Raw genomic sequence first — 24,063 nt, forward strand, 5'->3', positions numbered from 1 at the left:
TTCCTCAGCTTCCCATAGAGAAAACCTCCACAATCCCTGCTTGCAAAAACCATGCTGCGCATTGCAGGCGAGATTAATCATGATTTCCAGATCTCCACGACCTGAAATTTTATTTAGACAATCGGAGCGGATTAAGTGCTCTTGGAACCAGGCCAAATTTCTTTTTAAAAGAATGAGAGAAATGCGACAGACTTTCGAAACCTAAATCTAAATAAATGGTGGAAGGCTTTTGGTGCTTGTTTTCAATTAAAAACTTTGCAGCATCCAGCCGTTGCGAGAGCAACCATTGGCGAGGTGGGAGGTGGAAAGTTTTTTGAAAATCGCGTTTAAATCCTGCCAGACTGCGGCCGGTGAGTTGCGCAAATTTTTCAACCGGAACATTAAAATGAAAGTTATTGAGCATGAATTTTCTCAAATCAATTTTATGGGGTTCTGAATAGTCGAACAAAAAGCTTTCCAATGCCGGAAGTGCAAGAAGTAATAGTTTAACGCCCTCTTTTACTTTCAGGATGCCCATTTCATCTGTCATGGTTGCGCCTGAACTTCTGGCATACGGAACGATAGACTGAAAATAGCCCTGCAAAAATTCATTGGAGGGAATCAGCAGGTTGGGCAAGCCGATATACTTCATCCCGGATTCAAGCTTTTCCTCCAATGCAATTTTACGCATCAAATCTTCCTGGAGTGAAATCACAATGGTTTCATAGCTGCCCCCGGCACCAGGTGTTTTGGTCAGCATCCCCAGCTGATTTTTACCAATCAGCAGCATTTCCCCTGCGCCCATCGAAATCGTTTGAGCAGAGGTTTCCAGGGTAAATTGACCTGAAACCTGCAGCACCAGGGTATGGTGGTTCCAGAAGCATGCTTTCTGTTTCCTTTCGGTAGACAGATAGGAATAAAAGATGACACCAGGAAGAATTTCTGCCGGACTTTCCATTTATCGTGCTAGGTAGGTACCACCTTTAATGGCGCCTATGGCAAAAGTAGCATTTAATGCGCTCATTTCTGCTGCGGTAAACTCAATTTCTATCGCTGCGATATTCTCGGGCAGACGTGATCTCTTGCTCATGCTCACTAAAGGCATGATTTGATCTCCCTGCTGTTTTACCCAGGCAATGGCAAGCTGTGTGGGTGTACAACCCTTCTCTGATGCCAGCTGCTTTAAAAGCGCCACTTTTTCAAGATTATGGACTAAATTTTCATGTTGAAAACGGGAGAAATGGTTCCGGTAATCATTGTCGCTAAGTGGTGCGTTCATTTCCCCGGTCAGTAAACCCTCAGCAGTATTGGCGAAAGCGACAACGGCAATCCCCAACGCCCTGGCTGCAGGCAGCAATTGGTCTTCTATTTGTCTATCTGCCAGTGAATAGCCGATTTCTAATGCACTTATAGGGTAAACGGCATGGGCTTTTTGAAGCTGCTCAGCGCTAATTTCAGACACACCAATGTGACGGACTTTGCCTTCTTTCACTAAATCGGCCACCGTTCCGATGATCTCTTCCACAGGAACGCTATTGTCCATTCGGCTCGGCTGATAGAGATCAATCGTGTCAATGCCAAGACGGGTAAGGGAGTAATTGATAAAATTCTTAATGGAATTCGGTCTGAGGTCCAACCCGATCCATTGACCATTATGAAAGATGGCGCCAAACTTAACGCTGATAAAGGCATCATCGCGCCTTCCCCTGATGGCTTTTCCGATCAGCATTTCATTGTGTCCGGCACCGTAAAAATCGCCGGTGTTCAAAAAATTGATGCCAAAATCCAAAGCCTGGTTGATCGTTGCCATACTTTCTGATTCATCAGGCGTTGGCCCGCCCCAGATAGATGACATCCGCATGCAACCCAGCCCAAGACTGGATACTAAAGGGCCATCATGGCCTAACTGAATTTGTTTGATGTTTTTCATCCTACAAATATCCGTTTCCAAAGAACAGTTAAATTGCCTGCACAGCTCAATTAATTTGCTTATACGGCTCTTTTAATGGTTTTGATCATACATCATATGAGCTATGATAAATGAGCATATTCAAAAAAATCAATTAATACTAGCATTCAAAACAAATCAGGATGATAAGTCTGCCGGGACTAAAAATCTTTCCTCAAAAAATACATTTCTCATCGCTTATGGCATAATGAACTATTCAGTGATGCTAATGTATATGATAATAATATGGTCCACTTACAAACAGGCTATTTTAAGCTTTCCAGATACTCTAGTATCACTAGCCCAACGAGTATCACACTTTGACCTCAGTTTGAATGACTTTAAATGGACATATCTAATGGTACTGCTTTTTTATTATCTGCTGGTGCAATATTCTTTGAACTACCTCTTCATGCCAATTTTCAGAAGAGCAAAGGAATACCTAAAATAGAATTCGTCAGGTGTTAATGAGCTGCATCTGACGGAATCAAGAACCACAGCTCTATTATTTAAACTTAAATTATTTTTATGAAAACAAATCAAGACTTAGAAAGAATGGCTAACCATTTCAATGTTGAAGAATTAGAAGAAAGATTAGAATTCAAGCCTTGGATTGATGAGGTAAAAGTTGGCGTAGAAGTAGACTGTGGAAGCGGCACTATTAGTGTAGAATGCACAATTCCAACACATAACTAGTCCATCTTATTATACGGCTTTTGTTCAGACAAAAGCCGTAATTTTAAATTCATGAAAAATATAAACAAAGTATTCTCATTATTACTTCTAACAATGGTCTTCCTGGTAAGCAATAGCCTGGCACAGACATTGGTGTCAGGAAAAGTTGAAGACGCGGAGAGTGGACTTCCGCTTGCTTATGCGACTGTCAATGTAGATGGAAAAGAATCTACCGTTACCAACTCAGAAGGGATGTTCACGCTTAAAGCTAATAAAGGTTCGAAACTTATGGTGTCTTTTATGGGCTATCAGGCTATAGAAATATCTGATTTGCAAACGGATCAACCTTTGGTTGTTAAATTGAAAGCCATTCAGATCAATCTCGACGAGGTTAAAATTACCAGCAATCCCGCTAAATCCCTTATGGATTCTGCATTTAAAAAGGCATACTTAAATGCTGGTAAGCGCCACTATGCCAAAGCCTTTATAAAGCAGTTGTCCTCCTTAAACGATAATTATACAGGAATAAGTGAAAGCTTTTTTGATGCCCAATACAGCAATTTTGCAATTTTAGGATGGAATCCTACACAAACCAGATCTTCAAAGTCTGAAAAAAATATATCTCTCTCGAATTTTAATTTTATCAGTTTTGCATCAGTGGGATATCTCTCAACTTCTGTCTTCGCTACGCCATTAGCAAAAAATGCTTCAGAAATCTATAATTTCAAGGTACAAGGATATATCAAAGACGGTGAGGATGATATAGCTATTATTGAATGTAGCATTAAAGACAAAAAGAGCCAGCCTACCATCATGTATTTCGAAGGACGATATTTCATCAATACAGATAGCTATAACGTATCAAAGATAACAGGCTTTGTACGAAATTTTAAGCTTAATAGCGGTGGTCCGGTTAAACTGGAAATTGAAGATAGTCCAATGGAAGCCATTTACACTAAATCCGATAATGACAGCCAGTACATTCTGAAATATGCCAATTTAAATGTTAATGCAAAAATTAAATATGCAGGACTGCTGGGCGGAGGGAAATTAAGAATATACCTCTCAGGTATTTATTCTCGCTGAGCAAGCGGATCTCTCAAAAATAAATTACAATAGGCTGAATGCGGCGTCAAAAGATGTTGATATATTAAAGGAGGTAACCTATGATCCCAATTTCTGGAAGGATAATCCTGTGATAAAGAGAACCCCATTAGAAGATAAAATAATTGAAGATTTTGAAAAGAAGAAAATGATTGGCAACTATTTTAATAAGAATACGCCATGAAAATTTTGAGTCTCATATTACGTATTGCAATAGGCAGTCTATTTTTACTATCAGGCTTCAGTAAATTAGTCAACGTTCAGGAATTTTTTAATATAGCAGTACAGTATGGAATTGGTATAATGGCGTACCTTTCTGTGCTCATTCCTCCTGTGGAGATACTTTTGGGCCTGGCGCTGATTATTGGATATCGAACGGGAATCAGCGGGCTCATCACAAGCCTGGTAACCCTGGTCTTTACGATGTTCTTTATTTATGGAAGCTTTTTTGGTAAAGTAGATGATTGTGGATGTTTTGGATCGGTATTAAAACTGAATATGCCTACCTGGTCTATTTATTTCCGCAACTTAATCATTATCATTGGAGGATTTATAATCTATAACGTGAATGATAACGCCCATCGTACATGGCAGATTGCACTTATCGTACCCTTATCCGTACTGGTTTTTACCGCTTCGGGAATATCACTGGTTAGCCCTTTTTACAATCCTGAAAAATAGATTTTTTCGTTGGGAAACCTTTACCAGTAGAAATTTCAAAACCGTTAAAGCTTAATAGCAGCCATACATATGCCGATCTTTTACCTCCATCACTCGCTAGCAGCATGTTCGGAACTCACGAATATCTCCTGGCCTCGATCGCAAGCAAAATTAATGGTTTATGGTATGGATATAAAGCGAAAATGAATTTTAGAAAAGTCAAAAAAACTTAAAACCTATGATGCTCTTTGCATTAGGCTCCAAATAGCCGATTATGCTACCTCCACCACCATTACCCCCGAACAGATGAACATCATGATTGAAAATTACAAATTTGGCAGATTAAATTTAGGTTGATGAATATCCATACGAAACCCACTTTATTAGCCATTGCGGCTTTTATCGTAACCACGCTTATTTACGCAACATTTGAAGCAGAATCAGACGGTTTTACTTCAATCGGATTTCCTTTAACGTTTAACAAATACACCTATGGCAAAATAGATCCCGCTGATATTGCATTGGCCCATATCGGCTTTAATACCAGCAATTTTCTATTAGATATGCTCGTGTTAGTGATCATCATTTGGGGATTTGATTTCATTCGGGTAAAATATTTAAAAAAACAGTAGTGTTTGAAGTTGACACCTACAGTACACGTTCGCAGTTCACTAATTTCTCTCCGCTTGATGATGTCAACTCCTTTACAACCGTTCTTTTCCTATTAATTGCACCGATAGAAATAAGCTCTGTCTTATCTCCTTCGTACGCATATATAATTAAATCATCTTCAGTACATCATTCATTTTCTCAGTAAATTGGCATTCCATGTTCCAAGCCATCTTACGAGCCTCATTCAGTATTAGCAACGCTTATCGTGAATTTCCCTGCCAGTCATTTCAAAAATTTAATTATATGAACTTTCCATACTCTAAATTAATCATTTGTAAACAGTATTTCTGGGGTTCCCCTAAAAGTAGCCACATTCTATTGCCGCACGTTGGGCAGGTTGTCGGTTGATCAGATACTAAAATATTTCTAGTGTTTCCATCAATTGTTTTGCAAGGCATTTCTCGTTTAACGCTTAAATATATTCTCCCGATGCCACTCCACTGCTTCCGCCCCTGGAAAATGAATTCTTTTATTTGGCAATAAAATTTTTCTTCCTGCCAATCCTTTCAAGGTATATGCATGGGTTTCCTTTTCAATCACATGATCAGAAACAAGAATGGTGTAGTCAGCAGAAATACTGACAAGTCCACGGTCAAAAGCCCTGTGTAAATTAGGGCATAAAGCTATGCCATTGGTGACCTGATCATCATGTGTTTGGCTAAAAGGCAGAATGTGGCAGGCATCAACAAAGCTATGCCCGAAGGTACTGCTCAATTGCATGCCCGTAAAACTGCATTGGTTACCATAAATTTTCGGCACTAGTTTTTTGAACAATCCGTTTCTAACGAAAACATCCTCTTCTGTATTGATAGAGATGCGCTTATATTTAGCTTCGGGTTCATTTAATACAAAATCCTCCTGATCATGCAGGTAACCATCGCCATGTTTTTTGGCTGCAATAAAACCGGCCTTGCCTTCGGCAAAATAAGTATCAAGCAATACTGCAGTAGCCACTGACCTGTTGTTGGCATCACTTAATAATAGAAATAACTGTGGATCAAAATAGCCGAAGGCACAGGTTTCGCTTAATCGGGTTACCGATTTGATATGTGCGTTGATTTGCATGCCCAAATTGGGTTGCAACATCCAATATGGCTGCCCTTCTGTTTTTTCGCTTTGCAGATAATAAAAAGGCTGGGTAAAATCAGGTTGGTGCAAAGTGGATACAAGCAAAAGCCAGTTCTCTTTAAAAGTAGCCACTAAATCGGCATTGACTTCAAACTGGTTATTAATGACCAAACCTTTTTCAATGAGCTCGATCAGGCTCAGCAATAATATAGGCTTATGCGGAGCTGGGCCATATTGCGTTACACCTTGTTTAAGGCGGCTAAAAGCTTTGAGATATTTTTGAAGGGATGAATTCAATAGGGCAAAATATTTCCGAAGCTAATCAAATGATGGGGGTTTTGGAAATTTAATCCTGCATAAACTGATCTCTTTTATGCCATAGGCGATAAAATACTTCGGGCTATACAGCCAGCACAACCCGAAATAATAAATCAAATGATGTGACATTCACCAGATTCAAATCATTTAAAATCACCCGGCTTATGTTCATGAGGTTTTAGCTCAGGTTGCTTTTTATGGGTCTTCAGTAGATATGTCCATAATAAAGAATAAGTGGCAGCGGTTACAACCATGCAAACCAATATGGCGATGTCACGGAAAAGGTCTGCACAATCTGACAGAAAAGTATTCAGGTGATAACCAGGCTGATCGCTGCTCATAAACCACATGGCGAAGATCACCACCACATATTCAAACACGATGGTGCTTAAAAGGATGACCATTAATTGGTTAAAACCCGCTTTACGGTGAACGACAGGGGATAAAATAAGGGTCCAGATGATAAAAACACCAATAAATACCGGACTCAGGCCTATAAAAAACAGCCCTGCATATCCTGATTGATCTGGCAATGCCACAAAGGAAGCGATTAAAGCGGTGAATGTGGTCAATACCGAGATCAGTAGTAAAGATTTAAATTTGAGTTCCATTCCAATAAGTGATTGATTTAATGCCTCCAGGCTTGGGTCAACATGATCAGGCCTTTAAATTTTAAGAGGGAGATTGCTCAAGGCTGTCAGAAAGCCCTGACGGAGAGGCTAAGGTCCAGCTGATCCCCGCTTCCGCCTCCTGAATAGGAGCACTCACCTGGGCAACTGGCGGAATAAACGCTACTTCAACCCCATCCTTTAAGTGGCGGCAATAGGCCAGCTGGCAGGCAAAATAGCGGCGGTCGGCCTTCTGCACTTCCCGGTGCAGATAAGAGATGCCCATGGCCACCAGCACCAGGCGGTCGCCCTGATGCGCAAAAGGCACCTGCAGTTGAGCACCGGGAAAATCCGCTTGTTCAAAAGAAAGGCGAAGATCGTTAATGCTGATAATTTCATACTGACCGCTGTCCACATCAAAATTGAACAACATCACCTGCAATACGCAGGCATCCGCTTTCGGAATGCGTTTAACCAGCTGCAGGATATCGGTTTTGGGCAATTGCAACACCATCGTATCAGGGCCCGCTAAGCTAAACTGAGGCTTTTGCAGCAAAAGGTGGTCGAGCCATGTGGCTGCATTAAATTCAAAACCCTGCAACAGGCTGATATTGCCGTCTTGCAGTTTCTTTTGGCCGGCACAGGCAGCAGGTATGGTTTTAAACACGTCAACAAGTTTTTTATTGAGTCGGTTATGCAGGTCACCATAGCCGTAACGCTTCACCATCGGTGCAAAAGCCTTTCTGATGTAAGCACCATTTCTGCTGGCCGCCCCAAAATCTGCAGCACTTTTCCGGCTGTTTTCAGAAAGTGTGTATGCTGCCGCCTTTTGCCGCACCACATCTGTCTTACCTCTTCTATAAAAAACAAGTTCTCCGAGTTGCCCGGAAAATCGCATCATCCCGTTTAATGTGGCCATAATGTTGTATATTAGCGTAGTCTGAAGATTATACTTCTAAAATAGCAAATTTCTGCTTCCCATACCAATCAAACTTCCGGTAAAGTCCACTATAAGTCTGCCTTTAGTCTACCACTAGTCCACCTTTTGCCCGGGCTTGCATTACACTTGCCCTGAGCATGCTTCGTACCTGCTTCGAGTCTGCGTTTACGATCTTGTCTCCGGCAAGAGAAAAAAGCGAGGATCTGTAGACTAAGTGACGAATGGAGAGTGCCTGATATAGACTGGAAAAGCTAAAGCGGTACAAAACGACTGGTAAACTGGCAAGTAAACTCCTGTATACCTGGCCCGGGCAGTAAATAGGTTTTATCCGCCATTCAGACCAACAGGATACCTCAAGATTTTTTGTGCATCGGGTTATTCTATTTTTACCTTTCCAACATAACAAAAAAACCATCCGCTTTTACTACCTTTGCGGCTCAAAATTTACAGTAGAATGAGTCAGTCCATTAAAATTAAAAACGCTTTAATTTCAGTATATTATAAAGATGGTTTGGAGCCATTGGTAAAGTTATTGGCCGCTCAGGGCGTTCAGTTATTCTCTACCGGTGGAACAGAGCAATTTATTAAAGATTTAAATTTACCGGTTACCGCAGTGGAAGATTTAACAGGTTATCCCTCTATTTTAGGCGGGCGTGTGAAAACACTGCATCCAAAAGTTTTTGGCGGAATTTTAAATCGCAGGGGTTTATCCGGCGACCAGGAACAAATCGCTGAATATGAAATCCCTGAAATTGACTTGGTTGTTGTAGATTTATATCCTTTTGAAGAAACGGTAAAAGCCGGCGGAACAGCAGCAGAAATTATTGAAAAAATTGACATCGGTGGTATTTCACTCATCCGTGCTGCTGCGAAAAACTTTAATGATGTGGTGATCATTGCCTCTAAGCACGACTACCCTACTTTACAGGCGCAACTGGAAGCACAAAATGGCGAAACCACATTGGCACAACGTAAATCATTTGCTAAAACAGCTTTTCATACTTCATCACATTACGATACGGCCATTTTTAATTATTTTAATCAGGAAGAACCATTAGACGTTTTTAAACAAAGCGTAACAGAAGCTAAAACCTTGCGTTATGGCGAAAACCCGCACCAGGGAGCCGTATTTTATGGAGACCTGGATGCCATGTTTACCAAACTGAACGGAAAAGAACTTTCCTATAATAACCTGGTAGATGTGGATGCTGCTGTGGCACTGATCGATGAATTTGAAGACCCCACTTTTGCCATCTTAAAACACACCAATGCCTGTGGTATTGCTTCCCGCCCTACCGTAAAACAGGCCTGGATTGATGCTTTGGCATGTGATCCGGTTTCGGCTTTTGGCGGCGTTTTAATTACCAATGTAGCAGTAGATTTAGCAACCGCAGAGGAAATTAACAACCTGTTTTTTGAGGTCCTGATTGCACCTTCCTATCAGCCGGAAGCGGTAGAGTTATTCAGCAAAAAGAAAAACCGCGTGATTTTACAGCGCAACGATGTTGAATTAAGCAAAAAACAATTTAAAACCTTATTAAACGGTGTGATTGAGCAGGATAAAGATTTAATTATCGAAGGTCCGGAGCAAATGACTACCGTTACTAAAAAGGCCCCTACTGCGCAAGAGTTAAAAGACCTGTACTTCGCCAATAAAATTGTGAAACATACTAAATCAAACACCATTGTTTTGGTTAAGGATGATGTATTGATTGCCAGTGGTGTGGGCCAGACTTCACGTGTGGATGCCTTAAGACAAGCCATCGACAAGGCCGCTTCATTCGGTTTTAGTGTAGCAGGTTGCGCCATGGCATCAGACGCCTTTTTCCCTTTTCCTGATTGTGTGGAGATTGCTGCCGATGCCGGAATCACCGCTGTTTTGCAACCGGGCGGATCCATTAAAGACGCAGATTCTGTGGCAAAAGCAAATGAAAAAGGCATTGCAATGGTCACTACCGGTGTAAGACACTTTAAGCACTAGGTGGTTTGGTTGGCTGGTTGGTTGAGATTGAAGACTTAAAAAATTTAAAATCTACATGGGTTAAACAGGCAAGACTGAGTAACTAAATACCATCAAACTAAAAAACCAACGAACTAAACAATAAAAAAGCTATTTTTACATTAGGAATAGTATAGATTTAACAATTAAAGAAAATAAAACTCATACATGGGATTATTCAATTGGTTTACGCAGGAAGTGGCCATCGATTTAGGTACTGCGAATACCCTGATTATACATAATGATAAAGTTGTGGTAGATGAACCATCTATCGTAGCTTTTGATCGTACGACAAACAAGGTCATTGCCATCGGCCGTCAGGCGATGCAAATGGAGGGTAAAACCCACGATAATATCAAGACTGTTCGCCCATTAAAAGATGGTGTAATTGCTGATTTCAACGCTGCTGAAGCGATGATAAAAGGCATGATCCGCATGTTGAACGGTGGTAAAGGCTGGATGTTTCCCTCTTTAAGAATGGTTATTTGTATTCCTTCAGGGATCACTGAAGTGGAAAAACGTGCGGTACGTGACTCTGCTGAAATTGCAGGTGCAAAAGAGGTTTACCTCATCCACGAACCCATGGCTGCTGCCGTAGGTATCGGGATCGACGTGGAAGAACCTATGGGTAACATGATCATCGATATCGGTGGTGGTACTACTGAAATTGCGGTGATTGCCTTATCCGGTATCGTGTGCGACCAGTCCATCCGCGTGGCGGGTGATAACTTCGATTCAGATATTGTGAATTATATCCGTCGCCAGCATAACATCATGATTGGCGATCGTACTGCCGAGAAAATTAAAATTGAGGTGGGTGCAGCATTACCAGAGTTACAGGATGCTCCTGCTGATTTCGCTGTTCAGGGTCGTGATTTAATGACGGGTGTTCCAAAACAAATCACCGTATCCTATACCGAAATTGCCCACTGTTTAGATAAATCAATCTCCAAAATAGAAGAAGCAATTCTTAAGGCATTAGAGATTACCCCTCCGGAGCTTTCTGCAGATATTTACCAGACGGGTATTTATTTAACAGGCGGAGGTGCGTTATTAAGAGGTTTAGATAAACGTGTGGCAGCAAAAACAAAATTACCGGTACACGTTGCCGAAGATCCGCTTCGTGCCGTAGTTCGTGGAACAGGTATTGCGTTGAAAAACATTGGCGGATATAAATTCTTAATGCAATAATTACAGTTACGGGTTATAGGTTACGGTTTAAAGGCCCAGACTTATAACCTATAACTCATAACTTACAACCCGAATGCGTAACCTTTGGATTTTTGTCAGCAGATATAACGCATTTTTCCTGTTTATTATTTTTTTCCTGATCGGGATTTACCTTACCGTAAAGAATAATGCCTACCAAAGGAGTGTTACGCTCAACTCCTCGAATGAGGTGATCGGAACGGCTTATGAAAGGCTGAATGTTTTTAAAAGATATTTAAACCTCGGAATGGTGAATGACAGTTTAGCCGCTGAAAATGCTAAACTTAAAAGTGAATTACTCGCTTTACATACCATAGATACCGCTAAAGATGTTAAAGTAGTGGATACCTTAACTGATCAGCAATACACTTATCTGGCGGCCAAAGTGGTTAAAAATTCAGTGACATTGCGCAATAACATCATGACCATCAATAAGGGAAGTGTAGATGGAATTAAAAACGGGATGGCCGTAATTGCACCTCAGCGTGGGGTGGTGGGGCTGATCAGGGATGTTTCTGAACACCTGGCCACCATCCAGTCTTTGCTGCATAAGGATACCCGGATTAGTGTAAGTTTAAAGAAAAATCATGCCCTGGGCTCTTTGGTTTGGGGAGATGGTAATTTTGATATCAGAAAAGCTTTTATTAAAGAAGTGCCCAACCACATCAAAATGTATGTGGGTGATTCGGTGATCACATCAGGATATGGCTCCTTCCCTGCCGGCATTTTTGTAGGAAAAATCATCAAGCCCAATGTGGCCACCAATGATAATTTCCTGTCGGGAGAACTGAATCTGGTGACTGATTTTAGTACGTTACAATATGTTTACGTAATAAAAGATAAAAAAGCAGAAGAACAGAAAGCTTTAGAAAGTTTAGTTAAACCAAATGAATAGCAGAATTATAATCGTAAATATAATCAGGTGGTTTGTATTGCTTTTTGTGCAGATTTTTCTGCTGAAGAACATGGGCTTTTATGACCTGTCTACGCCATTTATTTACATTCTTTTTTTATTACTCCTGCCATTCGGCATGCCGAATATTTTGCTTTATCTGCTGGCTTTCGGAACAGGCTTAACATTAGATGCTTTTTACGACACCATGGGCGTACATGCTACCGCCTGTGTGGTACTGGCTTTTGTCAGGATTTCTTTTATTTCCATTAGTTTAAACCGCGACGCCATTGATGACCCTGAACCTTCGTTAAGCTATATGGGCTTCCAGTGGTTTTCGCTTTATGCTTTTCTTTGTGTGATTGCACATCATTTGGTACTGTTTTTTTTAGAAACATTCAGGTTAACAGAAATTGGTTACACCTTAATGAGATGCGGCATAAGTTGTATCTTTACACTGCTTATTATTTTATTGGTAGAGTTTATATTCTATAAAAGAACATCGCGCTAAATGGATCAGTTATTTAACCGAAAATATATCATTCAGGGATTATTTATTGTTATTGCCCTGATTTTGCTGGGGAAGTTATTCTATATCCAGGTGGTGAGTGATAAATATTTTCTTTCTGCAGAGAGTAACGTTTTACGCAAGCTTTATAAATACCCTGCCCGGGGTGCCATTCTGGACCGGAACATGAAAGTGATCGTTCAAAATGAGCCGGTATATGATTTGATGGTGACCCCAAGCGAGGTTAAACCCTTTGATACCCTCGCACTGGCACAGGCACTGGAAATTTCAGTGGCTGATGTACGTAAGAAATTAAAAAAGGCCAAAGCGCAATCTGCTTATCAGGCTACTTTTTTTGACCGTCAGATTTCTGTACAATCCTATGCCCGTCTTCAGGAAATTATGTACCGTTTTCCAGGTTTCAGAACGCAGGACAGAACCATCAGGCACTATCCGGACAGCATTGCCGGACAGCTTTTTGGTTATGTTAAAGAGGTAAGTCCGGATGATATTGAAAAATCGGAAGGCTATTATAAACCAGGTGATTTTATTGGCAAAAGTGGACTGGAGCGCTCCTATGAAGATTTTCTGCGTGGGGAAAAAGGTGTAATCAATATGCTTTACGATGCTAAAAACATTGCACAGGGAAGTTATTCGGCAGGTAAATATGATATAAATGCCGTTTCCGGTGATCGCTTAATCTCTTCTCTGGATATTAGAATTCAAAAGCTTGGCGAAGAACTCATGAAAAATAAGGTGGGTGCTATTGTAGCGATAGAGCCTTCAACAGGTGAAATCCTTGCTTTTGTAAGCAGCCCGGGTTATGATCCGAATCAGCTTGTTGGAAAAGACTGGGGTAAAAACTACATGGGTTTACTGGCCAATCCTTATCGTCCGCAAATCGTGCGCCCTATTGCCGGTCAATATTCTCCCGGCTCATCATTTAAACCGGTAGATGCTTTGGTGGCCCTGCAAGATGGTGCTATCGATCCGAATACCACCTTCACTTGCCCGGGTTATTACCAGGCCGGAAACCATAGGGTAAAATGCGAACACATTGATGGCACGATTAACATGCAGCGCGGAATTGCCAGAAGCTGTAATACCTATTTCTGTCACGTTTTTCAGAATATCATCACCAAAAACGGGATGAAAAATCAACGTCAGACTTACGCGCACTGGCATGATCAGATTTCGAAATGGGGTTTTGGCCAAAAACTGGGCATCGACATGCCTTTCGAAAAGAAAGGCATATTTTATACGGCAGATCATTACGATAAAATTTACGGCAAACGCTGGGGATATACCACGGTGATCTCTCAGGCCATTGGCCAGGGAGAAATTACCTCTACACCCTTACAGATGGCAAATGTTATGGCAGCAATCGCCAATCGCGGTTATTACCTCAAACCTCATTTAATTAAGGGGATTGGCGATAAAAAGGTAGTCAAAAAAGAATACCTTGAGAAAAACTATGTAGGTATAGATGAAAAATACTTTCAGCCGGTGATTGAAGGCATGAGAGATGCGGTAAATAGTTCATGGGGAACAGCAAAGGAATCCAGAATTCCAAATATCCTGATGTGTGGAAAGACGGGTACGGTACAAAATCCGCATGGTAAAAACCACTCTGTGTTTATAGGCTTCGCGCCAATGGATAACCCAAAAATTGCCATAGCTGTGATTGTAGAAAATGGTGGTTTCGGGGGCTCGTATGCAGCACCTATATCCAGTTTTATAGTAGAAAAATATTTAACGGATTCCATCAAACCAAAGGCAAATGGTTATACGGTTAAAGCCTTTGCTGAAACCAATCTATTGCCAGCCATCATTGATAAAACGAAAAAACCAAAACCGGTAAAGGCAGATAGCATTTCAATTAAAAAGCTTGATTCCATCAAAAGATTAAAAGACAGCCTTAAACTGAAATCTGCAGCAACAAAAACTGTTGCAACCAGGCCAAAAGGATTAACCACAGTGTTAAAGGATAAACCTGTCATCCAAAAATAATATGCAGCAACAACAGGGAAATCGTTTCTTTTTTAATGTAGACTGGATTACAGTTTTAATTTACATCGCCCTCTGTGCAGTTGGTTTTATTAATATTTTTGCTTCCGTTCCTCCTGAAAAGTCTTCTATATTTAGTTTTAATACCCTATACGGCAAGCAATTAATTTACGTGCTAACAGGGTTGGTGCTTGGCCTGTCGATATTACTTTTCGATGGGAGAATATTTAATGTGTTTTCCCCTTTTATTTATGGTGGTACTTTGCTGCTTTTACTGGCCGTTTTAGTCATTGGAAATAAAGTAGCCGGGAATCAGGCATGGATTGCCATAGGTTCCTTTAAGCTGCAACCGGCAGAGTTTGCCAAATTTGGCACGGCATTGCTTTTAGCCAGGTATGTAGGGAGCTTTAATCCAAAATTCAGGGATTTAAAATCCATCGCCATCGCCGCATTAATTGTTGGCGCACCTTTGGTATTGATTATGCTGCAGCCCGATACAGGTTCTGCACTGGTTTTTTTAGCCTTTATGTTTCCCCTATACCGCGAAGGTTTATCAGGCTACTTTTTATTGATCTTCCTGGGCATGATTGTTTTGTTTATTGCTGATTTCCTCGTACCGACATACATTCTGATCATCATCATTACCGCAGTTGCCGGCCTGTTTATCTACAATAACCGCAGGAAACAGAAAATAATATTCTCCACTGTTCTGGTTACTGTACTGGCCATCGGTTATTTATTTCTGATCAAGGTGGCTTATGAAAAGGTATTGGCTCCGCACCAGAGAAGCCGGATTGAGTTGATGTTAGGCCTTAAAACAGATAACCGGGGTGCTGGTTACAATGTGATTCAATCGCAAATCGCCATTGGTTCCGGACAGGTAACAGGACGTGGTTTCTTAGAAGGTACGCAAACCAAATATGGCTATGTACCGGAGCAAAGTACCGATTTTATTTTCTCTACCATTGGTGAAGAATGGGGTTTTCTGGGTTGTTCAGTGGTGATTGCCTTATATATTTTTCTGTTATTAAGGTTAATCAATCTCGCTGAAAGGCAAAGATCTACCTTTTCACGGGTTTATGGTTACAGTGTAGCCTGTATTCTTTTCTTCCACGTATTTATCAACATCGGCATGACGATTGGCATCATTCCCGTAATTGGCATTCCTTTGCCGCTGATTAGCTACGGCGGTTCCTCATTATGGAGTTTCACCATATTGTTATTTATCTTCCTGAAACTGGATTCAAACAGAATGGGCTTTTTTTAAGAGATAGAAAGAGCAAGGAACAAAGATAAAAAGAACAAAGAGCAAAGATATATATTGCTAAACAAAACTATTATAGTTCATAAAACCTCATCATGTATTGCATGTTGTGTGCTTACCGCAAGATCATGTTCCACACGATGCGCCAGGACTTATCACTGGTAAGCCGCAACTGGTACCACACAAAGATCTACACCTTATTTACTAAACCTCCTGTTCAACAATTCATAAAACTGATCTACTGTAGCTTGTTTACTTGCCCAATCATACTTCATGGCATAATTGCTTTGTAAAAAGTTATTGGCCGTTTCAAAATTGTTCATTTTGTTAACGATATCGATTGCCTCTGAATAAGCCAGGTTATACCCTTTAAACAGATCTTTAATAAAAAGCATTTTCTCATTCAGGTTAATGGCCTGTTTCAAATCGGCAATTGGTGCCTTTACCGGTTCGTCGCCCTGTGCATTGGTTTTAGCCAGCAAATCATTTAAACTTTGGGTAGGTTTAGCTGCAGCAATAGGCTGCTCTGCCGGCTTAACCGGAATGGCTTCAGGAGTAAAAATCGGTTTTTCATATACCGGTGGTGAAATGATGGGTTCATCCATTTCCACATCCCGCAATGAAGGTATTGGTGCTGATGGCGGAACGACCCTTTCTTCAGTTACAGGTGCTTCCGTTGAAACATCTGGTTTAATGGCTTCCGGATTCTCCGGTTCAGGGGCCTCATCTTTTGCAATTAAGAAAGGTTCCGGACCAATTTCATCTTCTTCATTTGGTACCGTTTCATCCTCCGGCGCCAAAGGTGCTTCTTCCTTTTCGTGTATTTTCTTTTTCTGTGCCAGAATCTCCTCTTCTGCCTCACTTAAAGGCCTGTCGAAAATTTCTGCTACCGATTTTGCTTCGTAATCAAACTGTTCATCAGCACTGTGGTTCCCTAAAACAAACTCAAAACTGTGGTCATCCTGGTCTGGTTTAAAAAAATCGCGCTCCAGTACTTTTTCAGCAGTATCATTTTTGATTTCTTCGTCATCCTGCAGTTCTTGTTCCGGTTTTACATCAATCCGCTCCTCCTGCTCTTCTGCGGTGATTACTTCTTCCAGTTCCTGAGGTTCAAAAGCCTGGTCATCCGCCAAATAACTTTGCGGCGTTTCAGGCAGAATAATCGTATTCTGTTCTTCCAGCAGCGGCTGATGAATAATGGCTGATGGCTTTTCATTCACCACATTCAATTTCTGAACAATCCGTACATGATCTGCAAGAAAATCTGCATTGGCTAAAAACAACTCCAGCTCCAGGTGATTCAGCTGTTGTGGATTTTGAGCAAGAAATTCATATTGCTCATTTAATTCTGTTAAAATACTGCCGACTTTCTTGAAGATATTCTGTTGGTTCATCATAAACTTAAAACGGATTTTGTGCTGATTTATGTTGGTAACTAAGTACCCAAAAATAACACATAATTCTCATATTTGTTCGGTTTAAAATTAATAGAGAACACATCAGGGCACAACAGATCGGACATGTTATTTAGCGAACAAAATTTTAGAAGAAGAGGTGAATTTTCAGGAAGTATTGAAGTGGTTTGTGGTTCCATGTTTTCCGGCAAAACGGAAGAACTGATCAGAAGATTGAAGCGTGCCCAGATTGCTAAATTAAATGTCGAGATTTTTAAACCAAGAACTGATACGCGCTACCATGAAACAGCAGTGGTTTCTCATGATTTAAATTCCATTAACTCGACCCCTGTCGACAGTGCTTCGGCCATTTTATTACTGGGCACCAATACCCAGGTGGTGGGCATTGACGAGGCACAATTTTTCGACAATGAACTTCCGGATGTTTGTAATAAACTTGCGTTGAGGGGAATACGGGTAATTGTGGCTGGCCTGGACATGGATTTCACCGGCAAACCTTTTGGTCCGATGCCGGCCTTAATGGCCATTGCAGAACATGTAACCAAGGTAAATGCCGTTTGCGTATGCTGTGGTAATCCGGCACTTTTCAGTTACAGAACAGTGGCCAATGATTCGACCGTTTTATTGGGCGAAAAAGAAAGTTATGAACCACGTTGCCGGGCTTGCTATCACCTGGATAATGGATAGAAATTTCCTATCTTGGAGTATAGAAATAAAGCCTTAAACTTCCATCATGGATAATACCATACACCTGAATCATTTACGCTGTGAATTAAAAAAATTTGTTTCCTTCAGTGATGCAGAATGGGAAATTTTTAAGCAATACCTCGAATTCAGGCACTACGACAAAAAAGAATTTTTTGCTGTTCCGGACAAGGTTTGTGATCATATGGGATTTATTTTACATGGTGCCATGCGGTATTTCCATGTGCGGGAAGGTGTAGAAATTACCGGATATTTCAGCTTTGAAAATGAGTTGGTAAGTGCTTACAAAAGTTTTTTAACCCGACTGCCCAACACCAATTATATCCAGGCAATAGAAAAAACCACCCTGATCCTGATTGCTAAAAAGAACTTTGAGCTTATGGAAAACAATCCGGCCATTGCCTTTAAAATTGAACAGTTTGGCCGCCGGATTGCAGAATATTACATCTGTTGTTACGAGGATAGAGTAGCCAGCTTTATCATTCAAAGTCCGGAGGAACGTTATCTGGATATGCAAAAGAATGCCGGTGAAATATTTCTGCGCATCCCTCAGCATTATGTGGCTAATTTTTTGGGCATTACCCCTGTATCGCTTTCCAGAATCAGAAAGAGAACACTAAAGGTGCATGCCTGAATTCAGCATTAAATCAAAACCTTATCTTTTGTTAACGTTTTAAGCCTGCATACCTGCCTATTTTTGATGGTCATTAAAACACAAAAATATGTACGTGATATTAGGAGCCGGCGGACCAAGTGCCCATGCGCTTACAGCAGAATTATTAGCCCATCAAAAAACCGTTCGACTGGTAAGCAGGAAACCCATTGCAGTTTCCAATCCAACCCTGAGCTGGGTTCAGGCAGATTTATTAAATGAAGCTCAGGTATGCGAAGCGGCTAAAGGTGCAACTGTGGTTTACCTTTGCGCAGGTATCATTTATGATGCTAAAATCTGGCAGCAACAATGGCCGTTGATCATGAATAATGTGATCAATGCAGTGAAAAGTGTTGGTGCACGACTGATTTTCCTGGATAACATTTACATGTATGGACTGGTAAATGGTCCGGTTACCGAGCAAACGCCCTATCATCCCTGCAGCGTTAAAGGTGAAATTCGTGCCAGCGTAGCCAACAGCTTAATGGATGAAGTGTCTACCGGAAATATCCAGGCCAGCATAGCAAGAGCGGCTGATTTTTATGGTGCCAGTTCCATGAATAGTTTTATTGATATGATGGTACTTGATAAATACTCAAAAAACCAAAGTGCACAATGGGTTGGCAATCCGAAGATGCTGCATAACTTTTCGTACATACCCGATGTGGGCAAAGGCTTGTATATGCTGGGGCAGGAACCAAAATCAGACAATCAAATCTGGCATCTCCCTACCGCCAAACCCATTACAGGTATTGAATTTATGCGTTTGGCTGCAGAAATCTATCAGGTTCAGCCAAAATATACGACCATCAACAAACTGATGCTCCGCTTATTCGGGCTTTTTAAAAAGGTGGTGGCCGGTACGGTAGAAATGTATTACCAATATGATCACGACTATCAGTTTGATTCCTCAAAATTTGAGCAATACTTTAATGTTAAACCAACCAACTATGTGGATGGGATTACAAACATTTCGGAAACGATGTATAAAAAGCAAAATATTTAGCCATTCGCCCGTCCGTTAAATGCAGATGAACTATCTTTGATGATGTTGAAAAATCAGAAATTTGCGCCAGAAAAAAACGTCTCCATTTTAGGCTGTGGCTGGTTTGGTCTTGCTTTTGCCAAAAAACTTATTGAGCAGGGTTATCAGGTTAAAGGTTCTACCACTACTCCTGAAAAACTCTCCATACTTGCTGAGGGAGGCATACAGCCCTTTCGTGTTCATTTCGGTGCAGATCAGATGGTTGCAGATCTGGAATTTTTTGACGCAGCTATTTTGTTTATCTGTATTCCACCGAAGCGAAATTCTCCTGAGTTAAATGATTATGCGCAGAAGATAGCATCGATCATTAACGCTGCAAAGGGGAAAGTAGAAAACATTATTTTGATTAGCTCTACCAGTGTTTACGGCGATGAAAATCAAATTGTAAACGAACTGAGTGAAACCAATCCGGATACCGACTCGGGTAAGGTGGTATTGGCTGCTGAAAAAGCATTGGCACTGGCAATGCCAGGGGGATTTACGATTATCCGTTTTGGAGGATTAATCGGACCTGAACGGAATCCCGGAAGATTTTTTGCCGGCAAAATGGATATTCCTAACGGTTTGGCACCGGTGAACCTGATTCACCAAACGGATGCTGTAGGGATTGCAATGGCCATCATAGAAAAACAGGCTTTTGGCAGAATCTATAATGCCTGCGCTCCTGATCATCCCAACAGAAAAGAATTTTATAGCGCTGCCGCTAAAAATACAGGTTTGGTAGTCCCTGGATTTATTTCGGAGAAACAAACCTGGAAGATCGTAGAAAGTGTAAACGTTCCAAAATACCTGGATTATGAATTTCAGGTTGAAATAGTGTAAGCATTCCGCTTTGCGCGCATGATACCTCTCGCCGTCATTGCGAAGCTGGTTCTTCATCAGCTGAAGCCATCTTTCTTGCCGTGTACGCTTGGCAAAGATAGATGGCTTCATGCCAGCACCAAGCCCTGCCCTTCAGTTGGCAATGACGATTTATAAATCATTACCCCAACAAACTCAACAATTCTTTTTTACTTAAACCTTTAAAAAATCCACCATCGGTTTGGATGAGGTTTTTCACCAGATCTTTTTTTGAAGCCTGCAGTTTCATGATCTTTTCTTCAATCGTATCCGGACAAATCAATCGAACGGCCATTACATTTTTATGCTGCCCAATGCGGTAGGCCCGGTCAATGGCCTGATTTTCTACTGCAGGATTCCACCATGGATCAACCAGGTAAACATAATCAGCTGAAGTTAAGTTCAATCCGGTTCCTCCGGCCTTCAAACTGATTAAAAAAACAGGAATATCCTCACTTTCCTGAAAAGACCTGACCACCTCTTCCCTGTTTCGGGTCTGGCCGGTGAGGTATTCATATCTGATATTTTTTCGCTCCAGTTCCTTTTTAATCAGCTCGAGCATACTCACGAATTGTGAAAACACCAAAATCTTATGATGCTGCGACTTGCCTTCAATCTGCTCCATTAATACCTCGATTTTTGATGAAGCCTGGAGATATGATTTCCCGTCAGCCAGCAGTGCGGCGGAATTACAAATCTGCCGCAGCATGGTGATGCTTTTTAGCACATGCATGGCACTTTTGGGCAGTTCATCTTCCGTTTTACCCAAAATATAATCCTGAATTTCCTTTTTGTTGGCTTCGTAAACCTCCCGTTGTGCTGTACCCATCTCACAATAAAGTACAATCTCCGTTTTATCCGGAAGTTCTTTAGCCACTTGCTCCTTGGTACGCCGCATCATAAAAGGCCTGATTTTCCTTTGAAGTTCCTCAGCCCTTTTCTTGTCCTTAAACTGATCTATTGGTGTAGAATACAAATCGGCAAATTGCTGTTTACTCCCAAATAAACCCGGGCAAGCAAAAGACAGTTGCCCGTAAAGATCGAAAGTATTGTTCTCTATCGGTGTACCGGTCATCACTACTTTATTCCTCGATTTTAACATCCTCACTGCTTTATACCGTTGTGATTCCGGATTTTTAATGTGTTGAGATTCATCCAGAAAAATATAATTAAAGCGATAATCCTTCAGGTAGCGAATGTCAGAAAGCAGGGTGCCATAAGAAGTAATGACCACCTCAAAACCATCGAAACGATCAGTCGTTTTAGTCCGCTCCGTACCGTAAATGGTTTTAACCTTAATGGATGGTGCAAATCTTTCAATTTCTGCTTTCCAGTTGAAAATCAATGATGCAGGAACCACGACGAGGTTAGTATTGTGACTCATTTTCCTACGTTGCGACAAAATAAAGGCCAGAATCTGGATGGTTTTACCAAGTCCCATGTCATCTGCCAAACAGGCCCCGAAATTAAAATCGTCCAGAAAGTTTAACCAGTTTAATCCGTCTTTCTGATAAGGACGTAAGGTAGCTTTCAAATCTTCAGGAACCTCAACTTCCTGTATGGCTTCTGTACCCTCAAACTTTTGCCGGTAGCGTTTTAACTCATTTTTTACCTCTCCGTCAAGAAGTGCATCTTCGTAAAGGTCATTTAGCGTAGCAAACTTGATTTTTGGGGTTAGGATGGCTTCGTCGGTTACCTCTCCGGCATTAAAATAATCAGTGAATTTCTGAATCCATTCATGTGGTAAAATGCCTTGCGTCCCATCGTCAAGGGTAATGAATTTACTTTTATTCCGGATGGATTTATGCAAATGCTTTAAAGCCACCTGTTGTTTACCGAACTTCACCTTCACCTTGGTTTCAAACCAATCGGTACAACTTAAAACTTCGATATTAATCTGCGCCTGGTGTGGATTGAGCTTGTTATTTTTAAGTTGATTGAAACCTAATAGCTGAATGCCCTTATTGCGCCACACTTCAAAGGCTTCTAAAAACCATCCTTCTTCTAAAAAACGTTTCCGGTGTAAATAGAACGAATCATTGGTTTCCTGATCGTAGAAATAGGGATGTTGCTTTAAAATGCTGGCAATAAACTGCAGTTCAGCTTCCTCATCACGGTGCAGGGTAAAAACATTACCGAGTTTATCCTGTGCCTGAATCTGCCGCTTGGAAAGTACCGGAATCTCCAGGTTTCCATAACGCATCACAGGTGTGATTAAAATAAAATCTTCAGATTCTGATAAATAAATTAACTTTTCATTTTCAAGATCAAAGCCCTTTTCTTCCAGTTGATCTGCCGTAGCAGGTTTCAGATAAGTATAATCAACCTGAATACTGCCCTCTAACGGAATTAAGATAAGCTTTTGAAACGCCGGATACTTGGTTTTGTGTAAAATTAAACGGTTACTTTGCTTCTGGAAAAAGCCTATCACCCGCAAAAAATCAGGTTTGGTGATTAAATAAAGCTGGTCTTTCAGTTTAACGAAATATTGATGAACCAGCAACAGCTGATCCAGCGCGTAGGATTTACCTTCAATAATTAACCGCCCGGTAATTTCATAAAAATCATTCAGCTGGTTTACCGATAATCTTAAATCAAGATCAAGAAAATGAACATTTACAGGAATAACGGCAGATGCCTGAATAGTGGTTTCCTTCGGATTTTGAAGATAGAAAGGAATCTTTTGCGGATTCTTCACAATGGCTTTTAACGCCTCAATTTCTTCCCCCGTTTGATCATTATTGTAATTGGCCTGAAAAGTAGCAATGCCACTGAAGAATTTCAGTTCATCACTATCATCCGTTTGAAATAACAAACTGTTCAGGTTGATCCGTTGCAGCGGATTTTTAATCTTCCCGGCTTTTGTTTGATCTGCCTTGTATAGTTCAATGGATAGGTTACTGTAATACCGATGCTGGCCAAATACCAAAATGGTTTTACTCAAATCAATTACAGGTTTTCCAACCTTTGGCTTTTGCCGGGGCAATAAAATATTGGCCATTTGTTTACTGGCCTCCTTATCAAAAGGCTGCAGCGCTTTCATTTTAGGATTAATTTGCAACTTTCCATCCTGATGGCTCAATACAAAAACAGCATCCAGATTTTGCTCCTTCTCCAATCCATAATCCAGCGCAATGGCATGCAGCTTTTGCCGGCGTAAACGCTCATCAAAAAAGATAGTGAGATCTTCCCGGTTTAGAATATTGTACAATACCTGCGCCTGGTGTACACATAATTTATTTTTTGGCGCAGCGCAGCGGCAGGATAATTTCACCGCATTTGCCGTTTGCTGTACCTGAACAATTGGAAATACCGCATCAGATTCCGGATGACTAAAGGCGGCTAAATCAATTTCAATCTGTTCGGGATGAAGACCAAAAAAGCCTTTGCCATGTGTGTGAACTTCCTGGCTGAGGTGTTTAAGAATGAAGATGCCGTTTAAATCTTTCAGGTTGAAATCAGGCAATACATAATCGTATGGATTGTTGAATACTGATGATGTTCCTGCCTTTTCTTCGCTCATTTAAACAAATTTGTAAAGTGTAAAAATAGCAT

Annotated in this window: 21 protein-coding genes; 14 read left to right on the forward strand and 7 right to left on the reverse strand. The window is 40.9% G+C overall.

Going from position 1 to position 24,063, the window contains the following annotated elements:
• Nucleotides 1-109 precede the first annotated feature (109 nt).
• Both OQX64_RS10775 and OQX64_RS10780 read right to left on the reverse strand, forming a co-directional pair.
• Nucleotides 110-937, reverse strand: coding sequence for a helix-turn-helix domain-containing protein (locus OQX64_RS10775; protein ID WP_265818768.1), 828 nt, complete (start codon nucleotides 935-937; stop codon nucleotides 110-112).
• Nucleotides 938-1,909 carry an aldo/keto reductase gene (locus tag OQX64_RS10780; protein WP_265818769.1) on the reverse strand — a complete coding sequence of 324 codons (972 nt, stop codon included), beginning with the start codon at nucleotides 1,907-1,909 and terminating at the stop codon, nucleotides 938-940. It lies immediately after the preceding gene.
• Between the two features lie 546 nt (nucleotides 1,910-2,455).
• Between OQX64_RS10780 and OQX64_RS10785 the strand changes: the two genes are divergently transcribed.
• From OQX64_RS10785 to OQX64_RS10800, 4 genes are all read left to right on the forward strand, one after another.
• The gene (locus tag OQX64_RS10785; RefSeq protein ID WP_265818770.1) at nucleotides 2,456-2,623 is read left to right on the forward strand and encodes a hypothetical protein; all 168 of its coding nucleotides are present in this window, start codon (nucleotides 2,456-2,458) and stop codon (nucleotides 2,621-2,623) included.
• A gap of 51 nt (nucleotides 2,624-2,674) precedes the next feature.
• Nucleotides 2,675-3,688: a carboxypeptidase-like regulatory domain-containing protein gene (locus OQX64_RS10790; protein WP_265818771.1), complete on the forward strand. Its 1,014-nt coding sequence runs from the start codon at nucleotides 2,675-2,677 to the stop codon at nucleotides 3,686-3,688.
• Between the two features lie 198 nt (nucleotides 3,689-3,886).
• The gene (locus tag OQX64_RS10795; protein ID WP_265818772.1) at nucleotides 3,887-4,387 is read left to right on the forward strand and encodes a DoxX family protein; all 501 of its coding nucleotides are present in this window, start codon (nucleotides 3,887-3,889) and stop codon (nucleotides 4,385-4,387) included.
• 335 nt (nucleotides 4,388-4,722) lie between these two features.
• On the forward strand, nucleotides 4,723-4,998 hold the full coding sequence (locus OQX64_RS10800) for a hypothetical protein (RefSeq protein WP_265818773.1): 276 nt from the start codon (nucleotides 4,723-4,725) through the stop codon (nucleotides 4,996-4,998).
• 445 nt (nucleotides 4,999-5,443) lie between these two features.
• On the opposite strand, the gene OQX64_RS10805 is transcribed toward OQX64_RS10800, so the two are convergent.
• The 3 genes from OQX64_RS10805 to OQX64_RS10815 form a co-directional block, all read right to left on the reverse strand.
• On the reverse strand, nucleotides 5,444-6,403 hold the full coding sequence (locus OQX64_RS10805) for an HNH endonuclease (protein WP_265818774.1): 960 nt from the start codon (nucleotides 6,401-6,403) through the stop codon (nucleotides 5,444-5,446).
• Nucleotides 6,404-6,567: 164 nt separating this feature from the next.
• Entirely contained in the window at nucleotides 6,568-7,035 is a 468-nt protein-coding gene (locus OQX64_RS10810; RefSeq protein ID WP_265818775.1) for a hypothetical protein, read from the reverse strand.
• A 61-nt stretch (nucleotides 7,036-7,096) separates the two neighbouring features.
• Nucleotides 7,097-7,933 carry a hypothetical protein gene (locus OQX64_RS10815; RefSeq protein ID WP_265818776.1) on the reverse strand — a complete coding sequence of 279 codons (837 nt, stop codon included), beginning with the start codon at nucleotides 7,931-7,933 and terminating at the stop codon, nucleotides 7,097-7,099.
• Nucleotides 7,934-8,426: 493 nt separating this feature from the next.
• Here OQX64_RS10815 and purH point away from each other — a divergent pair, with 493 nt between their 5' ends.
• The 6 genes from purH to rodA all read left to right on the forward strand — a co-directional run bounded on the left by purH (nucleotide 8,427) and on the right by rodA (nucleotide 15,854).
• Nucleotides 8,427-9,953, forward strand: a complete 1,527-nt coding sequence (gene purH / locus OQX64_RS10820; protein ID WP_265818777.1) for a bifunctional phosphoribosylaminoimidazolecarboxamide formyltransferase/IMP cyclohydrolase — start codon at nucleotides 8,427-8,429, stop codon at nucleotides 9,951-9,953.
• 186 nt (nucleotides 9,954-10,139) lie between these two features.
• Nucleotides 10,140-11,162, forward strand: coding sequence for a rod shape-determining protein (locus OQX64_RS10825; protein ID WP_010601761.1), 1,023 nt, complete (start codon nucleotides 10,140-10,142; stop codon nucleotides 11,160-11,162).
• A gap of 73 nt (nucleotides 11,163-11,235) precedes the next feature.
• Nucleotides 11,236-12,075, forward strand: coding sequence for a rod shape-determining protein MreC (gene mreC, locus OQX64_RS10830; RefSeq protein ID WP_088299984.1), 840 nt, complete (start codon nucleotides 11,236-11,238; stop codon nucleotides 12,073-12,075).
• A complete protein-coding gene (locus OQX64_RS10835) occupies nucleotides 12,068-12,583 on the forward strand; it encodes a rod shape-determining protein MreD (RefSeq protein ID WP_088299985.1) in 516 nt (171 codons plus the stop codon). The genes mreC and OQX64_RS10835 overlap by 8 nt, the downstream gene beginning before the upstream one ends.
• The gene (gene mrdA / locus OQX64_RS10840) at nucleotides 12,584-14,590 is read left to right on the forward strand and encodes a penicillin-binding protein 2 (protein ID WP_088299986.1); all 2,007 of its coding nucleotides are present in this window, start codon (nucleotides 12,584-12,586) and stop codon (nucleotides 14,588-14,590) included. It begins immediately after the preceding gene.
• Nucleotide 14,591: 1 nt separating this feature from the next.
• Entirely contained in the window at nucleotides 14,592-15,854 is a 1,263-nt protein-coding gene (gene rodA, locus OQX64_RS10845) for a rod shape-determining protein RodA (RefSeq protein ID WP_088299987.1), read from the forward strand.
• Between the two features lie 194 nt (nucleotides 15,855-16,048).
• Here rodA and OQX64_RS10850 read toward each other — a convergent pair whose 3' ends face one another.
• Complete coding sequence (locus OQX64_RS10850) at nucleotides 16,049-17,248, reverse strand: hypothetical protein (RefSeq protein WP_088299988.1); 1,200 nt, start codon at nucleotides 17,246-17,248, stop codon at nucleotides 16,049-16,051.
• A 123-nt stretch (nucleotides 17,249-17,371) separates the two neighbouring features.
• Between OQX64_RS10850 and OQX64_RS10855 the strand changes: the two genes are divergently transcribed.
• The 4 genes from OQX64_RS10855 to OQX64_RS10870 all read left to right on the forward strand — a co-directional run bounded on the left by OQX64_RS10855 (nucleotide 17,372) and on the right by OQX64_RS10870 (nucleotide 20,490).
• On the forward strand, nucleotides 17,372-17,953 hold the full coding sequence (locus tag OQX64_RS10855; protein ID WP_088299989.1) for a thymidine kinase: 582 nt from the start codon (nucleotides 17,372-17,374) through the stop codon (nucleotides 17,951-17,953).
• 46 nt (nucleotides 17,954-17,999) lie between these two features.
• The gene (locus OQX64_RS10860) at nucleotides 18,000-18,605 is read left to right on the forward strand and encodes a Crp/Fnr family transcriptional regulator (RefSeq protein ID WP_265818778.1); all 606 of its coding nucleotides are present in this window, start codon (nucleotides 18,000-18,002) and stop codon (nucleotides 18,603-18,605) included.
• Between the two features lie 88 nt (nucleotides 18,606-18,693).
• The gene (locus tag OQX64_RS10865) at nucleotides 18,694-19,629 is read left to right on the forward strand and encodes an NAD-dependent epimerase/dehydratase family protein (protein ID WP_265818779.1); all 936 of its coding nucleotides are present in this window, start codon (nucleotides 18,694-18,696) and stop codon (nucleotides 19,627-19,629) included.
• A 39-nt stretch (nucleotides 19,630-19,668) separates the two neighbouring features.
• Entirely contained in the window at nucleotides 19,669-20,490 is an 822-nt protein-coding gene (locus OQX64_RS10870) for an SDR family oxidoreductase (RefSeq protein WP_265818780.1), read from the forward strand.
• A gap of 160 nt (nucleotides 20,491-20,650) precedes the next feature.
• Here OQX64_RS10870 and OQX64_RS10875 read toward each other — a convergent pair whose 3' ends face one another.
• Nucleotides 20,651-24,031, reverse strand: a complete 3,381-nt coding sequence (locus tag OQX64_RS10875; RefSeq protein WP_265818781.1) for a DEAD/DEAH box helicase — start codon at nucleotides 24,029-24,031, stop codon at nucleotides 20,651-20,653.
• Nucleotides 24,032-24,063 lie beyond the last annotated feature (32 nt).

The sequence above is a fragment of the Pedobacter sp. GR22-10 genome (genome assembly GCF_026239715.1).
Lineage (GTDB): Bacteria > Bacteroidota > Bacteroidia > Sphingobacteriales > Sphingobacteriaceae > Pedobacter.